This is a genomic window from Streptomyces sp. NPDC002125, from assembly GCF_053593715.1.
This window is the reverse complement of sequence record NZ_JBSFDD010000005.1, coordinates 33,291-47,693: the sequence shown is the minus strand read 5'-3', so window position 1 is coordinate 47,693 and position 14,403 is coordinate 33,291. Positions and strand designations below refer to the sequence as shown.

Below are 14,403 nucleotides of genomic sequence, written 5' to 3'. Positions count from 1 at the left end.
GAAGTGGTCAGCGACCGTAGTGGTAACGGCACGAGACGATGCGTACTTCGTCCTCGATCACGCGGTAGATGAGTCGGTGCTCGTCGCTGATCCGACGCGACCAGTACCCGTGGAAGTCATGCCGGAGAGGCTCCGGCTTGCCGATGCCTTCGTTTCCGTTGCGGTCGATGTCCTGGAGCAAGGCATTGATCCGCTTGAGGACCTTCCGGTCCTGGGTCTGCCACCACACGTAGTCCACCCATGCGGATTCGTGCCAGACCAGCTTCATTCGATGAGCTCCCGTACAGTGCCGCCGCCGTTTTCAAGATCATCGATCGCCGCCAGAACGCGACGCGCGTTCTCGGGACTGCGGTACAGATAGGCCGTCTCCTTCATGGACTCGTACTCGTCGAGTGCGACGATCACCACGGGCTCATGGCCGGCGCGCGTCACTATGACCTCTTCGCGGTCGTTGACCACGGAGCTCAGGGTCTCGGCGTATTTGGCGCGAGATTCGGTATAGGTCATCGTCCGCACAGCAGCCTCCTCATGGACGTACGGAATCCTGTACGTACGGGATAGCGTACGTGGGATTCCGTTAGGCGGCAACGAGTGCGCCGGCGGCGTCAGCCCAGCTTCAGGGTCTGCCTCGCCAGCTCGTACGCCGGGAGCATCTCCTCGTGCTCCTGGGAGTCCAGCCCGCCCAGGTGCACCACGACCGGACCCCGGGGAGTGGCGACCGCGAAGGCGCGCTCGGTCTTCGGCTCGTCCAGCAGCTCGCCGCTCACCGTGTACCTGACCTCGGCGGCCGGTACCGTCCCCGCCTCGGTCTCCTCGTACGCGGCCTTCGACGCGTTCGGGTCGCCGGCCACGAAGTCCTCCAGCGCCGCCCGAGGGGTGGTGGAGGCGCCCTTGCCCTGCCAGACCCGGATGTAGCCGATGTTCCCGGCCGGTTTGGCGTCGATCTCGCAGACCATCGTGGCCGAGCCCTGCTGTCCCAGTGCCGCGAGATCGGAGCCTGGGTCCACCTCCACGGACGCGGGCTTCCAGTCCGCCGCCACGTCGAAGGTCACGGGGAGCTCGCACGCCGACCCGGCGCCACCGAGCGGGGTGCCCTTCTCGGGCCCGGTGCTCTCGCCGGCCCTCGCGGGCGCGCTGTCGCCGTTCTTGCCGTCGTCCGGCGCCGTGCCACCGCCGGAAGACGAACAGCCGGCCAGCACCGCCGTCGCCAGGACCGCCGGAATCAGTGCCCGTATCGCGTGAAGCATCATGAAGTCCCCACCCCAGAGATGTTCCGAACCGCTCCGACCTGGGGTTACTCCCCATGATCGATCGCCGCACGCTATCGCACCCCGCGCGGCGACTACTCTGGGACGTCGAGCGGTCCCCGACGCAGGGATCCCCGAGGCAGGAGTGAAATGGCCGTCAATCTGGTCAATGTCGAGCAGGTCAGCAAGGTGTACGGCACCCGTGCCCTGCTCGACGGTGTATCCCTCGGGGTGTCCGAGGGCGACCGGATCGGCGTCGTCGGCCGCAACGGCGACGGCAAGACGACGCTCATCCGGATGCTGGCCAAGCTGGAGGAGGCCGACACCGGCCGGGTCACCCACAACGGCGGGCTGCGCCTCGGTGTCCTCACCCAGCACGATTCGCTGGACCCGAAGGCCACCATCCGGCACGAGGTGATCGGCGATCTCGAGGACCACGAGTGGGCCGGCAGCGCCAAGATCCGCGATGTGCTGACCGGGCTCTTCGGCGGCCTCGCCCTCCCCGGCTTCGAGCACGGCCTCGACACCGTGATCGCCCCGCTCTCCGGTGGCGAGCGCCGCCGGATCGCCCTGGCGAAGCTGCTCATCGCCGAGCAGGACCTGATCGTGCTCGACGAGCCGACCAACCACCTCGACGTCGAGGGCATCTCCTGGCTCGCCGGACACCTGCGGGCCCGGCGCTCGGCGCTCGTCTGCGTCACCCACGACCGGTGGTTCCTGGACCAGGTCTGCACCCGCATGTGGGACGTCCAGCGGGGCGCCGTCCACGAGTACGAGGGCGGCTACAGCGACTACGTGTTCGCGCGGGCCGAGCGGGAGCGGATCGCCGCCACCGAGGAGTCCAAGCGGCAGAACCTGATGCGCAAGGAGCTGGCCTGGCTGCGGCGCGGTGCACCCGCCCGTACGTCCAAGCCGCGCTACCGCATCGAGGCGGCCAACGAGCTGATCGCCGATGTGCCGCCCCCGCGCGACACCAGCGAGCTCATGAAGTTCGCCAACGCCCGCCTCGGCAAGACCGTCTTCGACCTGGAGGACGTGACCGTCCAGGCCGGGCCCAAGACCCTGCTCACCCACCTCACCTGGCAGCTCGGTCCGGGCGACCGCATCGGCCTGGTCGGCGTCAACGGCGCGGGCAAGACCTCGCTGCTGCGGGCCCTCGCCGAGGCCTCCCGCAGCCAGGGCGACGTACAGCCCGCCGAGGGGAAGATCGTCGTCGGCAAGACGGTCAAGCTCGCCTACCTCTCCCAGGAGGTCGCCGAGCTCGACAAGAACCTGCGCGTGCTCGAAGCCGTCCAGCAGGTGCGCGACCGCGTCGACCTGGGCAAGGGCCGGGAGATGACGGCCGGGCAGCTCTGCGAGCAGTTCGGCTTCGCCAAGGAGAAGCAGTGGACGCCGGTCGGTGACCTGTCCGGTGGTGAGCGCAGGCGGCTCCAGATCCTGCGCCTGCTGATGGACGAGCCCAACGTCCTCTTCCTCGACGAGCCCACCAACGACCTGGACATCGAGACCCTGACCCAGCTGGAGGACCTCCTCGACGGCTGGCCCGGATCGATGATCGTGATCTCCCACGACCGGTTCTTCATCGAGCGGACCACGGACAAGGTGATGGCCCTCCTCGGCGACCGGGCGCTGCGCATGCTGCCGCGCGGAATCGACGAGTACATCGAGCGCAGGCAGCGCATGGAGGAGACGGCGGCGCCGGCCTCCGCCGCGGGCTCCTCCGCGCCCAAGCAGGCTCCCGCCGAGGCCGTTTCGCCGCAGGCGGCGCGTGCCGCGAAGAAGGAGCTGCAGAAGGTCGAGCGGCAGCTCGACAAGATGTCGACCAGGGAGACGGCACTGCACGCGCAGATCGCCGACAACGCCACGGACTTCGAGAAGGTCGCCGCACTCGACGCCGAACTGCGTGAACTGGTCGCGGAACGCGATGTGCTGGAGATGCGCTGGCTGGAACTGGCCGAGGACGCCTGATCTCCCCGATGTGATCGCCGGTGCCCGTGGGACGGGTGGTGCGTGGGTGGTACAAAGAACCCCTGCCCGTTCCGGGCACCGTACGCGATTCGCACGAAGGGGGACGTGCTGATGACCCAGCCGCCCGGCCAGCAACCGCCGCAGGGAGGCTTCGGGGCTCCGTACGACCCACCGCAGGGGACCCCTCCGCCGGAGCCCGGATACGGCTACCCGCCGCAGCAGCCGGGGCCGTACACCCAGCAGCCGGGGCCGTACGGGCAGCAGCCCGGCCAGTACCCGCAGCAGCCCGGCCCGTACACCCAGCCGCAGCAGCCCGGCCCCTACGGTCAGCAGCAGCCCGGTCCTTACACCCAGCCGCCGCAGCCCGGCCCGTACCCCCAGCAGTCCGGGTACGGCTATCCGCCGCAGCCCCCGACCGTCCCGGCCCCCGCAGCGGGCGGCCCCGGCGGCGGTGGCCGCTTCAAGGGCAGGACCGGCGTGGTCATCGGCGCCGTGCTCGCCGTGCTGCTGGCCGCCGGCGGGATCTGGCTGGCCACCGGCGACGACGGGGGCGGGACGAAGAAGCCCGTCGCCGGCCCCAGCGGCGACGGGAAGAACGGGAAGAAGCCGACCGGCTCGCCCACCTCCAAGGAGAAGGAGAGCTTCGCCAAGCCGACCGCCGCCGAGCTCAACGCGGGCCGCAAGCCGGGCGAGGCCAAGGTGGCGTGGCTCCAGGAGAGCGGCGTCGACCTCCCGCAGTACGGGGAGGAGACGCACGGCCCCTGGTTCGCCGGGGACATCATCGCCAAGGGCATGTACCGCAAGGTGACCGGCTACGCGGTGGCCGACGGGGCCGAGCGGTGGAGCCTGCGGCTGCCCACCGACATCTGCGCCGCCCCCACCGCCCCCACCGCCGACGGCAAGGTCGTCGTCGGCATCGAGGACAACGTCTCGGAGTCGGAGGCGTCCTGCTCCGTCCTCCAGATGATCGACCTGCGCACCGGCAAGGCCGGGTGGAAGAAGACCGTCAACCGCTCCGACCTCACGGACGGCCTCTCGCACGTCGCCATGTCGATCAGCGGGAACACCGTCACCTTCGGGCGCAACACCGCGTCGAACGCCTTCCGCGTCAGCGACGGCAAGGAGCTGTTCGGCAAGCGCGAAGGCGTCTGCCAGCCCTACGCGTTCACCGGTGGCGCCCGGATGATCGCGGCCGTCAGCTGCCAGGCGCAGCCCGCCGATCCGGTCCGCCAGCAGGTCCAGGAGGTCGACCCGGTGACCGGGGCGCCGAAATGGACGTACGAGCTGAAGGCCGGCTGGTCCGTCGCGCACGTCTACTCCGTGAGCCCGCTCGTCGTCTCCATCAAGCAGCCGGAGAAGTGGGCCGTCCTCGTCCTCGGCGACGACGGGACCTACCGTTCGCAGATGGCCGGCGGCGACGAGGAGTACGCCGTGCGGTGCGGCGAGGAATCCGTCGACATGGGCGGCAACCTGGACGGCTGCGCGGGAGTCGCGGCCGACGCCGGCAGGTTCTACCTCGCGACCCTGCCCCTGCCCGGCGGTGCCGAGAAGAGGCTGACCAACAAGGTCGTCGCCTTCGACCTCGCCACCGGCACGTCGGCCTGGAAGGCTCCGGCGCCCGAGGGGCAGATCATGATGCCGCTGCGCATGGACCCGGGGAAGGTCGTGGTCCATGTGCAGGCCGAGTACCGCACGCCCGGCGCGATCGGCACGCTCGACCCGTCCTCCGGAACGTTCGCGACAGTGCTGAAGCACCCCGCGTCGGCCGCCGAGACCGAGAGTTCGCTGTACCTGCCGAAGGTCGTCTACCGGGACGGCCGTTCCTACCTCCTCCCGCAGCGCATCAGCGCGGACAAGGACGAGGAGGAGATGGCCTCGACCGCCGTGCTGGTCTTCGGCGAATAGCGGGCCGTACCGGGGAGATTCTGTGAAAGGAACTCCCGGCGGCAGCAGTTGACGGAGTGTCGGCCGAAAGGGCGCCTCCGTGGCCCCGGCAGGCGCGTAACGAGGGCATCACGGGCCGGTTCTCCCTTGGGAACAGGGGATGGACCGATCCGGTGCCCTCCGTGGTGCGGGTGGTACAAAGAAGCCCCGCTCGACTGTCGTGACGCCGCGGAAGCCATGCCCGATTCGCTCCTTTCCGGGGGGAATTCAGAGATTTCTCGTATCCGATCCTCTGAGCCCAGCGGAATCGCGGGGGAGACCGAACCGGGCACCGGACCGCACGAAGGGGGACGTGCTGATGACCCAGCCGCCCAGCCAGCAACCGCCGCAGGGGGGCTTCGGGGCTCCGCAGGACCCTCAGGCCACTCCCCAGCAGCCGCCGACACCTCCGGCGGCTCCGCCGCAGATGCCGCCCACGCCCCCGCAGACGCCGCCGCCCGCGCAGCCGGGCTACGGCTATCCGCAGGCCCCCGGCGCGCAGCCCGGCTACGGCTACCCGCAGGCACCCGGCCAGCCCCAGGCCGCCCCCGGTCCGTACGCCCAGCAGCCCGGCCCCTACGGCGCCCCGTCGGGTCCGTACGCCCAGCAGCCCGGTCCGTACGGCCAGCAGCCCGGCCCCTACGGGCAGCAGCCGCCCGGCGGTCACGGCTATCCGCAGCAGCAGTACCCCGGCGCACCGACCGCCCCCGGCGGCGGCCCCTTCAAGGGCAAGCCCGCCGTCGTCATCGGCGCGGCCCTGGCCGCGCTCCTCGTCGTGGGCGGCGGCGTCTACCTCGCCACGAGCGGCGGGGACGACCCGAAGAAGCCCGTCGCGAAGACGAGCAGCGGCGCCCCCGAGCCGACCGGTACGCCCACCGTCGACCAGGGCGACGGCAAGGGCGACGGCCGCGAGACCGAGGACGACCTCAACGCGGGCCGCAAGGCGGGCGAGGCCAAGGTCCTCTGGCTGACGACGAACGACGTCGACCTGCCGCGCAACGGCGCGGACGTGTACGGCCCCTGGATCGTCGGGGACACCCTGGTCAAGGGCATGTACCGCTCGGTCTCCGGCTATTCGGTGGCCGACGGCAAGAAGAAGTGGGATCTCGCGCTGCCCGCCGACATGTGCGCGGCACCCGCGACGGCCACCGCCGACGGCAAGATCGTCATCGGCGTGAAGAACGGCACCACGGACAAGGCCGACTGCGCCGACCTCCAGATGATCGACCTGAACACCGGCAAGGCCGGCTGGAAGAAGTCGGTCACGAAGAACGGCACCTGGGACCTGCTCTCGGACATCGGCCTCGCGATCAGCGGTGACACCGTGACCGTGGGCCGCACCAGCAACTCCAACGCCTACCGGGTCAGCGACGGCAAGGAGCTGTTCGGCAAGCCCTCGGGCAACTGCCAGCCGTTCGCCTTCGCCGGCGGGCCCAAGCTGATCGCCGCGTCCAGCTGCCGTACGGACGACGTGAACAACCCGCAGCACCAGGTCCAGGAGGTCGACCCGACCACCGGGAAGCCCAAGTGGACGTACAAGCCGAAGCGGGGCTGGGAGATCGACAAGGTCTACTCGGTCAGCCCGCTCGTCGTCTCGCTGACCCAGTCCGAGGAGAAGAAGTGGTCGATCCTCGCGCTCAGGGAGAACGGAACGCTCCGTTCGCAGCTGGTCGGTGACAAGGAGGACAAGTTCTCCGTCGACTGCGGCCACGACTTCGCGATCTTCGGCCAGCAGCTCGAAGGCTGCACCGGCCTCGCCGCCGACGCCAACACCTTCTACATGATGACCGAGGACGACACCAGCGGCACCGGCCGCACCAACAAGGTCATCGCCTTCGACCTGAACACCGGCAAGCCCAAGTGGAAGGCCGCGGCCCCCGCCGAGCGCACCATGAAGCCGCTGCGCATGGAGGGCGGCAACGTGCTGGTCTACCTGGAGCCCTCGTACGACAAGGGCGGGGCGATCGCGACGATCGCGCCCACCGGAGGCGCGCCCAAGGTGGTGCTCCAGCACCCGGACTCGACGACGCAGATCGAGAACTTCTTCTCCTCGAAGACCGTCTACGCGGGCGGCCGCTCCTTCATCGTCAGCGACCGCGTCAGCGCGAGCAGCGACGAGGAGGAGAAGGAGCAGACGACCATGATGGCCTTCGGCAAGTGACGGCCGAGCACGGCAACCGCAGCCCCTTCTTCTCAGACTCCGCAGAGGTACGTACGCCATGAGCCAGCCGCCCCAGCCGCCCAACGAACCGCCCCAGGGCGGATTCGGCGCCCCCCAGGACCCGCCGCCCGGCGGATTCGGCACCCCCACCCCGCCGCCAGCCGACCCGCTCGGCAAGCAGCCCCCGGCCGCGCCGCCGACCCCGCCCGCCGGTGGCTACGGCAGCCCGCCGCCCCCGCCGGCCGGCGGTTACGGTGCCCCCACCCCGCCGCCCGCCGGCGGCTACGGCACCCCGCCGCCCGGACAGCCGCCGCAGAACCCCGCGTACGGCTACCCGCAGGCACCGCCCCCCGGACAGCCGCCCACACAGCCCGGCTACGGCTTCCCGCAGGGCCCGCCCCCCGGGCAGCACGGCATGCCCCCGCAGCACGGCTACGGCTATCCGACGGCCCCGATGCAGCCGCAGTACGCCACCCCGCAGCCGGGCGGCGCCAAGAAGTTCGGCACCCAGGCGAAGATCATCGTCGCCGCGGTCGTCGCCGTGGTCCTGATCGTCGGCGGCGGTGTCATCTACGCCTCCAACGGCAGCGACAGCGGGAAGAAGGACGAGGCGTCGACCGCCGGAACCACCGGCGGCGAGAACGGCGAGAACAAGGGCGGCGAGAGCGGAGGCCTGGGCGGCGGCAGCGAGAAGGCCCCCGCCGACACCGCGTCCAAGGTCGGCTTCCAGCTCCCGCACCCGAAGGTCACCGACACCACGACCGTCGACGGCTCCTGGGTCACCGACAAGGCGTACGTGAAGACCGGCGTGTACGAGATCGTCGGTTACGACATCGCCAAGGGCACCAAGCTCTGGTCCATCCCGCTGACCGGCCAGCTCTGCGCCGCCTCCCGGCACATGAGCAAGGACTACAGGACGGCCATCGTCTTCGAGGACGGCAAGCCGACCGCGGAGGACAAGTACCCCTCCTGCACCCAGGTCGGCGCGCTCGACCTGGCCACCGGCAAGCTGGTCTGGAGCAAGTCGGTCACCTCGACGACCGGCGGCGACGAGCCCGTCAGGTTCAGCGAGGTCACGCTCAGCGGCACCACGGTCGCCGCGGGCGGCACCAGCGGCGGCGCGGCCTTCAAGCTCACCGACGGCGCCGAGCTCTGGAAGCCGAAGGCCGACACCAACAACTGCGCGGACCGGGGATACGGCGGCGGCGAGGCCCTCGCGGTCGTCCGCAGGTGCGGAAGCTACGACGAACCGCAGCTCACCATCCAGGCGCTGGACCCGAACACGGGCGCACCGCTCTCCTCGTACACCATGCCCGCCGGTGTCGAGTACGCGAGCATCGTCTCCACGAAGCCGCTCGTCGTCGCGGCCGACGTCGGTGACACCGCCGGTGACGGCAGCGGCATCTCGGACTTCTTCTCGATCGACGCGGCCACCGGCAAGCTCATCGTCCGGATCTCCGCCGACGCGGACAAGTACGCGGCGGAGTGCGGCTCCACCGAGGTCGAGACGTGCCACTCCCTGGCCGTCGGCAACAACAAGCTGTACGTGCCCACCGAGGAGCACGACGGCGGCGGCGAGTACGGCGACACCAACGAGATCGTCGCCTTCGACCTCACCACCGGCAAGCTCCTCGGTGGCAGGGCCGACGCGGGCGACGACTACACGCTGACCCCGCTGCGCATGGACGGCTCCAACATCATCGCGTACAAGGAGCCCCCGTACGACAAGGGCGGCCAGATCGTCTCGATCGACGGCTCCACCTTCAAGGAGACCGTGCTGATGGTCAATCCGGACACGGAGGCGGTGCGTGACGCGGAGACCAGCTTCTCCATCGACTACTCCGAGTTCATCTACGAGAAGGGCCGGCTGTTCATCTCCGAGAAGATGATCAGCGAGCCCAGCAAGAGCGCCAGTTCGCTGGACGACAAGCAGTACCTCGTGGTGTCCTTCACCACCGTCTGACCCGCACGCCCCGTTCGCCGGGGAGCACCGACGGCCCTGCCGGTTGATCGTCCGACCGGCAGGGCCGGTCGTTTTGCGACGGGCAAGTAGCCCTGAATGACGCAGAATTCGGCATTCTGGGGGGCTTCTGCCCAGTAGAGGGCGCACAGCGTCGAACAAGCGTGTAACTTGCCGGGTCAGAGGGGCCGGGGGGCCTGTTCTTAGGGTTACGCAGCGGTGCGCCGCTGCACACATGGGGGCTTTCCGATGGGCGTGCGGCTCATGGTGGTCGATGACCACCGTCTGCTCGCCGAGGCACTCGCCTCGGCGCTGAAACTGCGCGGGCACAGGGTGCTCGCCGCTGCCGCGCCGACGTCCGGGTCCGCGGAGCTGGTGGTCAGCAGGGCACCCGAGGTCTGTCTGTTCGGCACCGCGACGCCCGCCGAACCCGGCGTGTTCGACCCGATCGTGCGGATCGGACGGGAACGCCCGCAGGTGGCGGTGGTGGTGCTCGGCCCGGTGCCGAGCCCGCGCGGGATCGCGGCGGCCTTCGCCGCGGGTGCGGCCGGTTACGTACGCCACGACGAGCGCATCGAGGGCGTCGAACGGGCGATGATCAAGGCCCGCGCCGGAGAGACCGCGATCGCCCCGCAGCTGCTGCGGGGCGCGTTCGCCGAGCTCCTGCACCCGGCGGTCCAGCCGGACGACGAGGGGCAGCGGCTGCTGCGGATGCTCACCCCGCGCGAGGTCGAGGTGCTGGTGCGGGTCGCCGAGGGCGAGGACACCCGGCTGATCGCGGCCGGGATGGGGATCGCGCCGAGCACCGCGCGCACCCACGTCCAGCGGGTGCTGATGAAGCTCGGCGTCGGCTCCCGGCTGGAGGCCGCGGCGCTCGCGGCGCGCACCGGCCTGCTGGACAGGGCGGCGGGAACACCGCAGGGGCCGGACGGCCCCGCGTGAACGCGTGACGGTCCGGCCCCCGCTCGTGCCGGAGGCTTCCCCGGGTAGGGGTCAGCTCTCCTGGGTGTCCGGGCCGGGCGAAGCTTCCTCCGGACGAGGAAGTGACCACCCCGGACACCAGGTCACCCGACCACGTCACTCGCCGATCGCTGCCTGGTAACCGGCGGCGTCCAGAAGACTGTCCAGCTGGCTCGTGTCGGAGGGCTTCAGCCTGAAGATCCACGCATCGTAGGGCTCCTCGTTGAGCAACTCGGGGCTGTGCGAGAGCTCCTCGTTGACCGCGATGACCTCCCCGCTCACCGGGGAGTAGATGTCGGTGGCGGCCTTGACCGACTCCACCACGCCTGCGGCGTCGCCGGCACCGAGCACCTTGCCGACTTCGGTGAGCTCCACGAACACCACATCGCCCAGCGCGTTCTGGGCGTGATCGCTGATCCCGTCCCGCTGCGAGCGCGCCCCACGCCACCGCGGGCCGGCGCTCGACGCCATTGACTGTGGTGTTGGCTTGTGGTTTGTTATGTGCGGTTCTGTTTGGAGGGCGTTACATGGAGGAGCCTGGTGAAGAAGACGGTTACGACCCTCGCCGACGGCCGTGAGCTGATCTATTACGACGCCGCGGACGACACCGTCCGCGACGCCGTCGACCGGCGGCCCCTGGACGCCGTCTCGACGTCCTCGGAGATCCGCCGCGATCCGCTGCTCGGCGACTCCGTCGCCATCGCCTCCCACCGGCAGGGGCGCACCTACCACCCGCCGGCCGACGAGTGCCCGCTCTGCCCCTCGCGGGAGGGCAGGCTCAGCGAGATCCCCGACTCCGGCTACGACGTCGCCGTCTTCGAGAACCGCTTTCCCTCGCTCGCCGGGGACTCCGGCCGCTGTGAGGTCGTCTGCTTCACCTCCGACCACGAGGTGTCCTTCGCCGGCCTCACCGAGGAACAGGCCGCACTCGTCCTGGAGGCCTGGACCGACCGCACCGCCGACCTCGCCGAACTCCCGCAGGTCGCCCAGGTCTTCTGCTTCGAGAACCGGGGCGCCGAGATCGGCGTCACCCTCGGCCACCCGCACGGGCAGATCTACGGTTACCCCTTCGTCACCCCGCGCACCGAGCAGATGCTGCGCTCGATGGAGAGCCACCGCGCCGGCACCGGCCGCAACCTCTTCGACGACGTCGTCGCCCGCGAACTCGCCGACGGCGACCGCGTCGTCCTGGAGGGCGAGCACTGGGTCGCCTTCGTGCCGTACGCCGCGCACTGGCCCTACGAGGTCCACCTCCACCCGCGCCGCCGCGTCCCCGACCTGCGGGAACTCGACCAGGACGCCCGCACAGAGTTCCCACAGATCTATCTGGAACTCTTGAGGCGATTCGACCGGATCTTCGGCCCCGGCGAGCCGCCGACCCCGTACATCTCGGCCTGGCACCAGGCGCCCTTCAGGGTGCCCGGCCGTGAGGAGTTCGGACTGCACCTGGAGCTTTTCACCATCAGGCGGACGTCCGGCAAGCTGAAGTTCCTCGCGGGCTCCGAGTCCGGCATGGGCGCCTTCATCAACGACGTGCCGCCGGAGGCCGCGGCCCAGCGACTGCGAGAGGTAGCGAGCGAATGAGCAGCACCGGCAAGAAGTACCTGGTGACGGGCGGCGCGGGATACGTCGGCAGTGTCGTCGCCGCGCACCTGCTGGAGGCCGGCCACACCGTGACCGTCCTGGACGACCTGTCGACCGGCTTCCGCGAGGGCGTCCCCGAGGGCGCCGAGTTCATCGAGGGCCGCATCCAGGACGCCGCCGAATGGCTGGACGCCTCCTACGACGGAGTGCTGCACTTCGCGGCGTACTCCCAGGTCGGCGAGTCCGTCGTCGACCCGGAGAAGTACTGGGTCAACAACGTCGGCGGGACCACCGCCCTGCTCGCCGCCATGCGCGACGCCGGGGTCCGGACCCTGGTCTTCTCCTCCACCGCGGCGACCTACGGCGAGCCGGTCTCCAGCCCCATCACGGAGACCGACCCCACCGCGCCCACCAGCCCCTACGGCGCCTCCAAGCTCGCCGTGGACCACATGATCACCGGTGAGGCGACCGCCCACGGCCTGGCCGCCGTCTCCCTGCGCTACTTCAACGTCGCGGGCGCCTACGGCAGCTGCGGCGAGCGCCACAGCCCCGAGTCCCACCTCATCCCGCTGGTCCTCCAGGTCGCCCTCGGGCAGCGCGCGTCGATCTCCGTGTACGGCGACGACTACCCGACCCCGGACGGCACCTGCGTACGCGACTACATCCATGTCGCCGACCTCGCCGAGGCCCATCTGCTGGCCCTGGAGAACGCCACCGCCGGCGAACACCTCATCTGCAACCTCGGCAACGGCAACGGCTTCTCCGTACGCGAAGTCATCGAGACCGTCCGCCAGGTCACCGGCCACCCGGTCCCCGAGACCGCGGCCCCCCGGCGCGGCGGCGACCCGGCCGTCCTCGTCGCCTCCGCAGCCACCGCCAGGGAGCGGCTCGGCTGGAAGCCGTCGCGCGCCGACCTGGCCGCCATCGTCGCCGACGCGTGGACGTTCGCCCGCCGAGAGGAGCCCACCGCACCATGACCGACAACGCCGAGCTGACCGCCTCCTTCACCGAGCTCTACGGGAGCGCGCCCGAGGGGATCTGGGCAGCACCCGGACGAGTGAACCTGATCGGTGAGTACACCGACTTCAACGACGGCTTCGTCATGCCGCTCGCCCTCCCGCACACCGCCCGCGCGGCCGTCGCCCGCCGCACCGACGGACAGCTGCGGCTGCACTCCACCGACGTACCGGGCGGCGTCGTCTCCCTCCGCGTCGACGAGCTGACCCCGCACTCCGGCCACGGCTGGGCCGCCTACCCCGCCGGGGTCGTCTGGGCGCTGCGCGAGGCCGGGCACCCGGTCACCGGCGCGGACATCCAGCTCACCTCCACCGTCCCGGTGGGTGCCGGACTCTCCTCGTCGGCCGCACTGGAGGTCGTCACCGCGCTCGCGCTGAACGACCTCTTCGAACTCGGCCTGAGCGCACCGGAGATCGCGGTGCTCGGCCAGCGCGCCGAGAACGCTTTCGTCGGTGTGCCCTGCGGCGTCATGGACCAGATGGCCTCCGCGTGCTGCACCGAGGGCCACGCCCTGCACCTCGACACCCGCGACCTCACCCAGCGCCAGGTCCCCTTCGACCTGGCCGCGCACGGGCTCCAGCTGCTCGTCGTCGACACCCGGGTCAAGCACGCCCTGGGCGACGGGGCGTACGCGGAGCGCCGGGCCGGCTGTGAGGCGGGTGCCAGGGCGCTCGGCATCGGCACCCTCCGCGACCTTCCGTACGAGGGTCTGGACGCCGCCCTGGACAAGCTCCGGGCGTCGGACGAGGACGAGTCCGTCGTGCGCTACGTCCGCCATGTGGTGAGCGACAACCGCCGGGTCGAGCAGGTCATCGCGCTGCTCGACGCGGGCGACGTACGCGCCGCGGGCCCGGTGCTCAACGAGGGGCACGTCTCGCTGCGCGACGATCTGCGCGTCTCCTGCCCCGAACTGGACCTCGTGGTCTCGGCAGCGAACGAGGCCGGGGCGCTCGGCGCGAGGATGACCGGGGGCGGCTTCGGCGGCTCGGCGGTCGTCCTGGTGGAGGAGGCGGCGGCGGACACCGTCGCCAAGGCCGTGACGGAGGCCTTCACTTCGGCCGGTTACGCCGCCCCAGGAGTCTTCCCCGCCGTTCCCTCGGCCGGTGGCCGGCGGCTGGTTCCAGCCGCTTGACGAAGATGAACTCCACGACGCCGGGCGGATAGTCCTCGACCGCGCCGACCACCTCGTACCCCTGGTTCCGGTAGAAGCCGGGGGCCTGGAAGTCCCAGGTCTCCAGCCGGGACCGGGTGCAGGACCGGTCGTCGCGGGCGAGGCGCTCCGCCTCGGCGAGCAGCCGCGCACCGTGGCCCAGGCCGCGGTGGCGGGCGTCCACCCAGAGCAGGTCCACATGGAGCCAGTGCGCCCAGGTCCGCCCGCTCAGCCCCCCGGCCAGCGCGCCCTCCTCGTCCAGCAGCCACACCTCCAGCGGCAGTTCGTGCTCGGCCGGGGTGGAGTGCAGGGCGCGCAGCTGCGGTGATCCGTCCCGGTTGTCGTCGTGCAGCAGACGGCCCAGCAGAATACGACGTTCCTTGTCTACTTCTGTCTCAAGACGGAACATGAACAACACCCTAAACACCTCGGC

12 protein-coding genes and 1 pseudogene are annotated in these 14,403 nt (G+C 70.6%); 8 read left to right on the top strand and 5 right to left on the bottom strand.

Annotation, left to right across the window (positions count from 1 at the left end; genetic code table 11):
• Nucleotides 1-7: 7 nt before the first annotated feature.
• The 3 genes from ACWCQM_RS10460 to ACWCQM_RS10450 form a co-directional block, all read right to left on the bottom strand.
• A complete protein-coding gene (locus ACWCQM_RS10460; RefSeq protein ID WP_450914887.1) occupies nucleotides 8-268 on the bottom strand; it encodes a Txe/YoeB family addiction module toxin in 261 nt (86 codons plus the stop codon).
• A complete protein-coding gene (locus ACWCQM_RS10455) occupies nucleotides 265-516 on the bottom strand; it encodes a type II toxin-antitoxin system Phd/YefM family antitoxin (protein WP_450914886.1) in 252 nt (83 codons plus the stop codon). Before ACWCQM_RS10455 ends, ACWCQM_RS10460 begins: the two co-directional genes overlap by 4 nt.
• Before the next feature lie 89 nt (nucleotides 517-605).
• Nucleotides 606-1,250 carry a lipoprotein gene (locus ACWCQM_RS10450; RefSeq protein ID WP_450914885.1) on the bottom strand — a complete coding sequence of 215 codons (645 nt, stop codon included), beginning with the start codon at nucleotides 1,248-1,250 and terminating at the stop codon, nucleotides 606-608.
• 147 nt (nucleotides 1,251-1,397) lie between these two features.
• Here ACWCQM_RS10450 and ACWCQM_RS10445 point away from each other — a divergent pair, with 147 nt between their 5' ends.
• From ACWCQM_RS10445 to ACWCQM_RS10425, 5 genes are all read left to right on the top strand, one after another.
• Nucleotides 1,398-3,215, top strand: coding sequence for an ABC-F family ATP-binding cassette domain-containing protein (locus tag ACWCQM_RS10445; protein ID WP_450914884.1), 1,818 nt, complete (start codon nucleotides 1,398-1,400; stop codon nucleotides 3,213-3,215).
• A gap of 111 nt (nucleotides 3,216-3,326) precedes the next feature.
• Entirely contained in the window at nucleotides 3,327-5,120 is a 1,794-nt protein-coding gene (locus ACWCQM_RS10440; protein ID WP_450914883.1) for an outer membrane protein assembly factor BamB family protein, read from the top strand.
• A 337-nt stretch (nucleotides 5,121-5,457) separates the two neighbouring features.
• Complete coding sequence (locus ACWCQM_RS10435; protein WP_450914882.1) at nucleotides 5,458-7,299, top strand: outer membrane protein assembly factor BamB family protein; 1,842 nt, start codon at nucleotides 5,458-5,460, stop codon at nucleotides 7,297-7,299.
• Between the two features lie 58 nt (nucleotides 7,300-7,357).
• Nucleotides 7,358-9,262 (top strand): outer membrane protein assembly factor BamB family protein, encoded by a 1,905-nt coding sequence (locus ACWCQM_RS10430; protein ID WP_450914881.1) that lies wholly within the window; start codon nucleotides 7,358-7,360, stop codon nucleotides 9,260-9,262.
• Between the two features lie 246 nt (nucleotides 9,263-9,508).
• Nucleotides 9,509-10,201 (top strand): helix-turn-helix transcriptional regulator, encoded by a 693-nt coding sequence (locus ACWCQM_RS10425; RefSeq protein ID WP_450914880.1) that lies wholly within the window; start codon nucleotides 9,509-9,511, stop codon nucleotides 10,199-10,201.
• Between the two features lie 135 nt (nucleotides 10,202-10,336).
• Here the strand turns inward: ACWCQM_RS10425 and gcvH are convergent, their stop codons facing one another.
• Entirely contained in the window at nucleotides 10,337-10,690 is a 354-nt protein-coding gene (gene gcvH, locus ACWCQM_RS10420; protein WP_450914879.1) for a glycine cleavage system protein GcvH, read from the bottom strand.
• A gap of 69 nt (nucleotides 10,691-10,759) precedes the next feature.
• Here gcvH and galT point away from each other — a divergent pair, with 69 nt between their 5' ends.
• Genes galT through galK form a run of 3 tightly spaced genes read left to right on the top strand, consistent with a single transcriptional unit; the run spans nucleotide 10,760 to nucleotide 13,952 of the window.
• A complete protein-coding gene (galT, locus tag ACWCQM_RS10415; protein WP_450914878.1) occupies nucleotides 10,760-11,803 on the top strand; it encodes a galactose-1-phosphate uridylyltransferase in 1,044 nt (347 codons plus the stop codon).
• Nucleotides 11,800-12,780 carry a UDP-glucose 4-epimerase GalE gene (galE, locus tag ACWCQM_RS10410; protein WP_450914877.1) on the top strand — a complete coding sequence of 327 codons (981 nt, stop codon included), beginning with the start codon at nucleotides 11,800-11,802 and terminating at the stop codon, nucleotides 12,778-12,780. Before galT ends, galE begins: the two co-directional genes overlap by 4 nt.
• Complete coding sequence (galK, locus tag ACWCQM_RS10405; RefSeq protein ID WP_450914876.1) at nucleotides 12,777-13,952, top strand: galactokinase; 1,176 nt, start codon at nucleotides 12,777-12,779, stop codon at nucleotides 13,950-13,952. The genes galE and galK overlap by 4 nt, the downstream gene beginning before the upstream one ends.
• Here the strand turns inward: galK and ACWCQM_RS10400 are convergent.
• Nucleotides 13,942-14,379 (bottom strand): annotated as a pseudogene (locus ACWCQM_RS10400) (GNAT family N-acetyltransferase); the annotation flags it as partial. The gene galK and the pseudogene ACWCQM_RS10400 sit on opposite strands and share 11 nt — an antisense overlap.
• Nucleotides 14,380-14,403 lie beyond the last annotated feature (24 nt).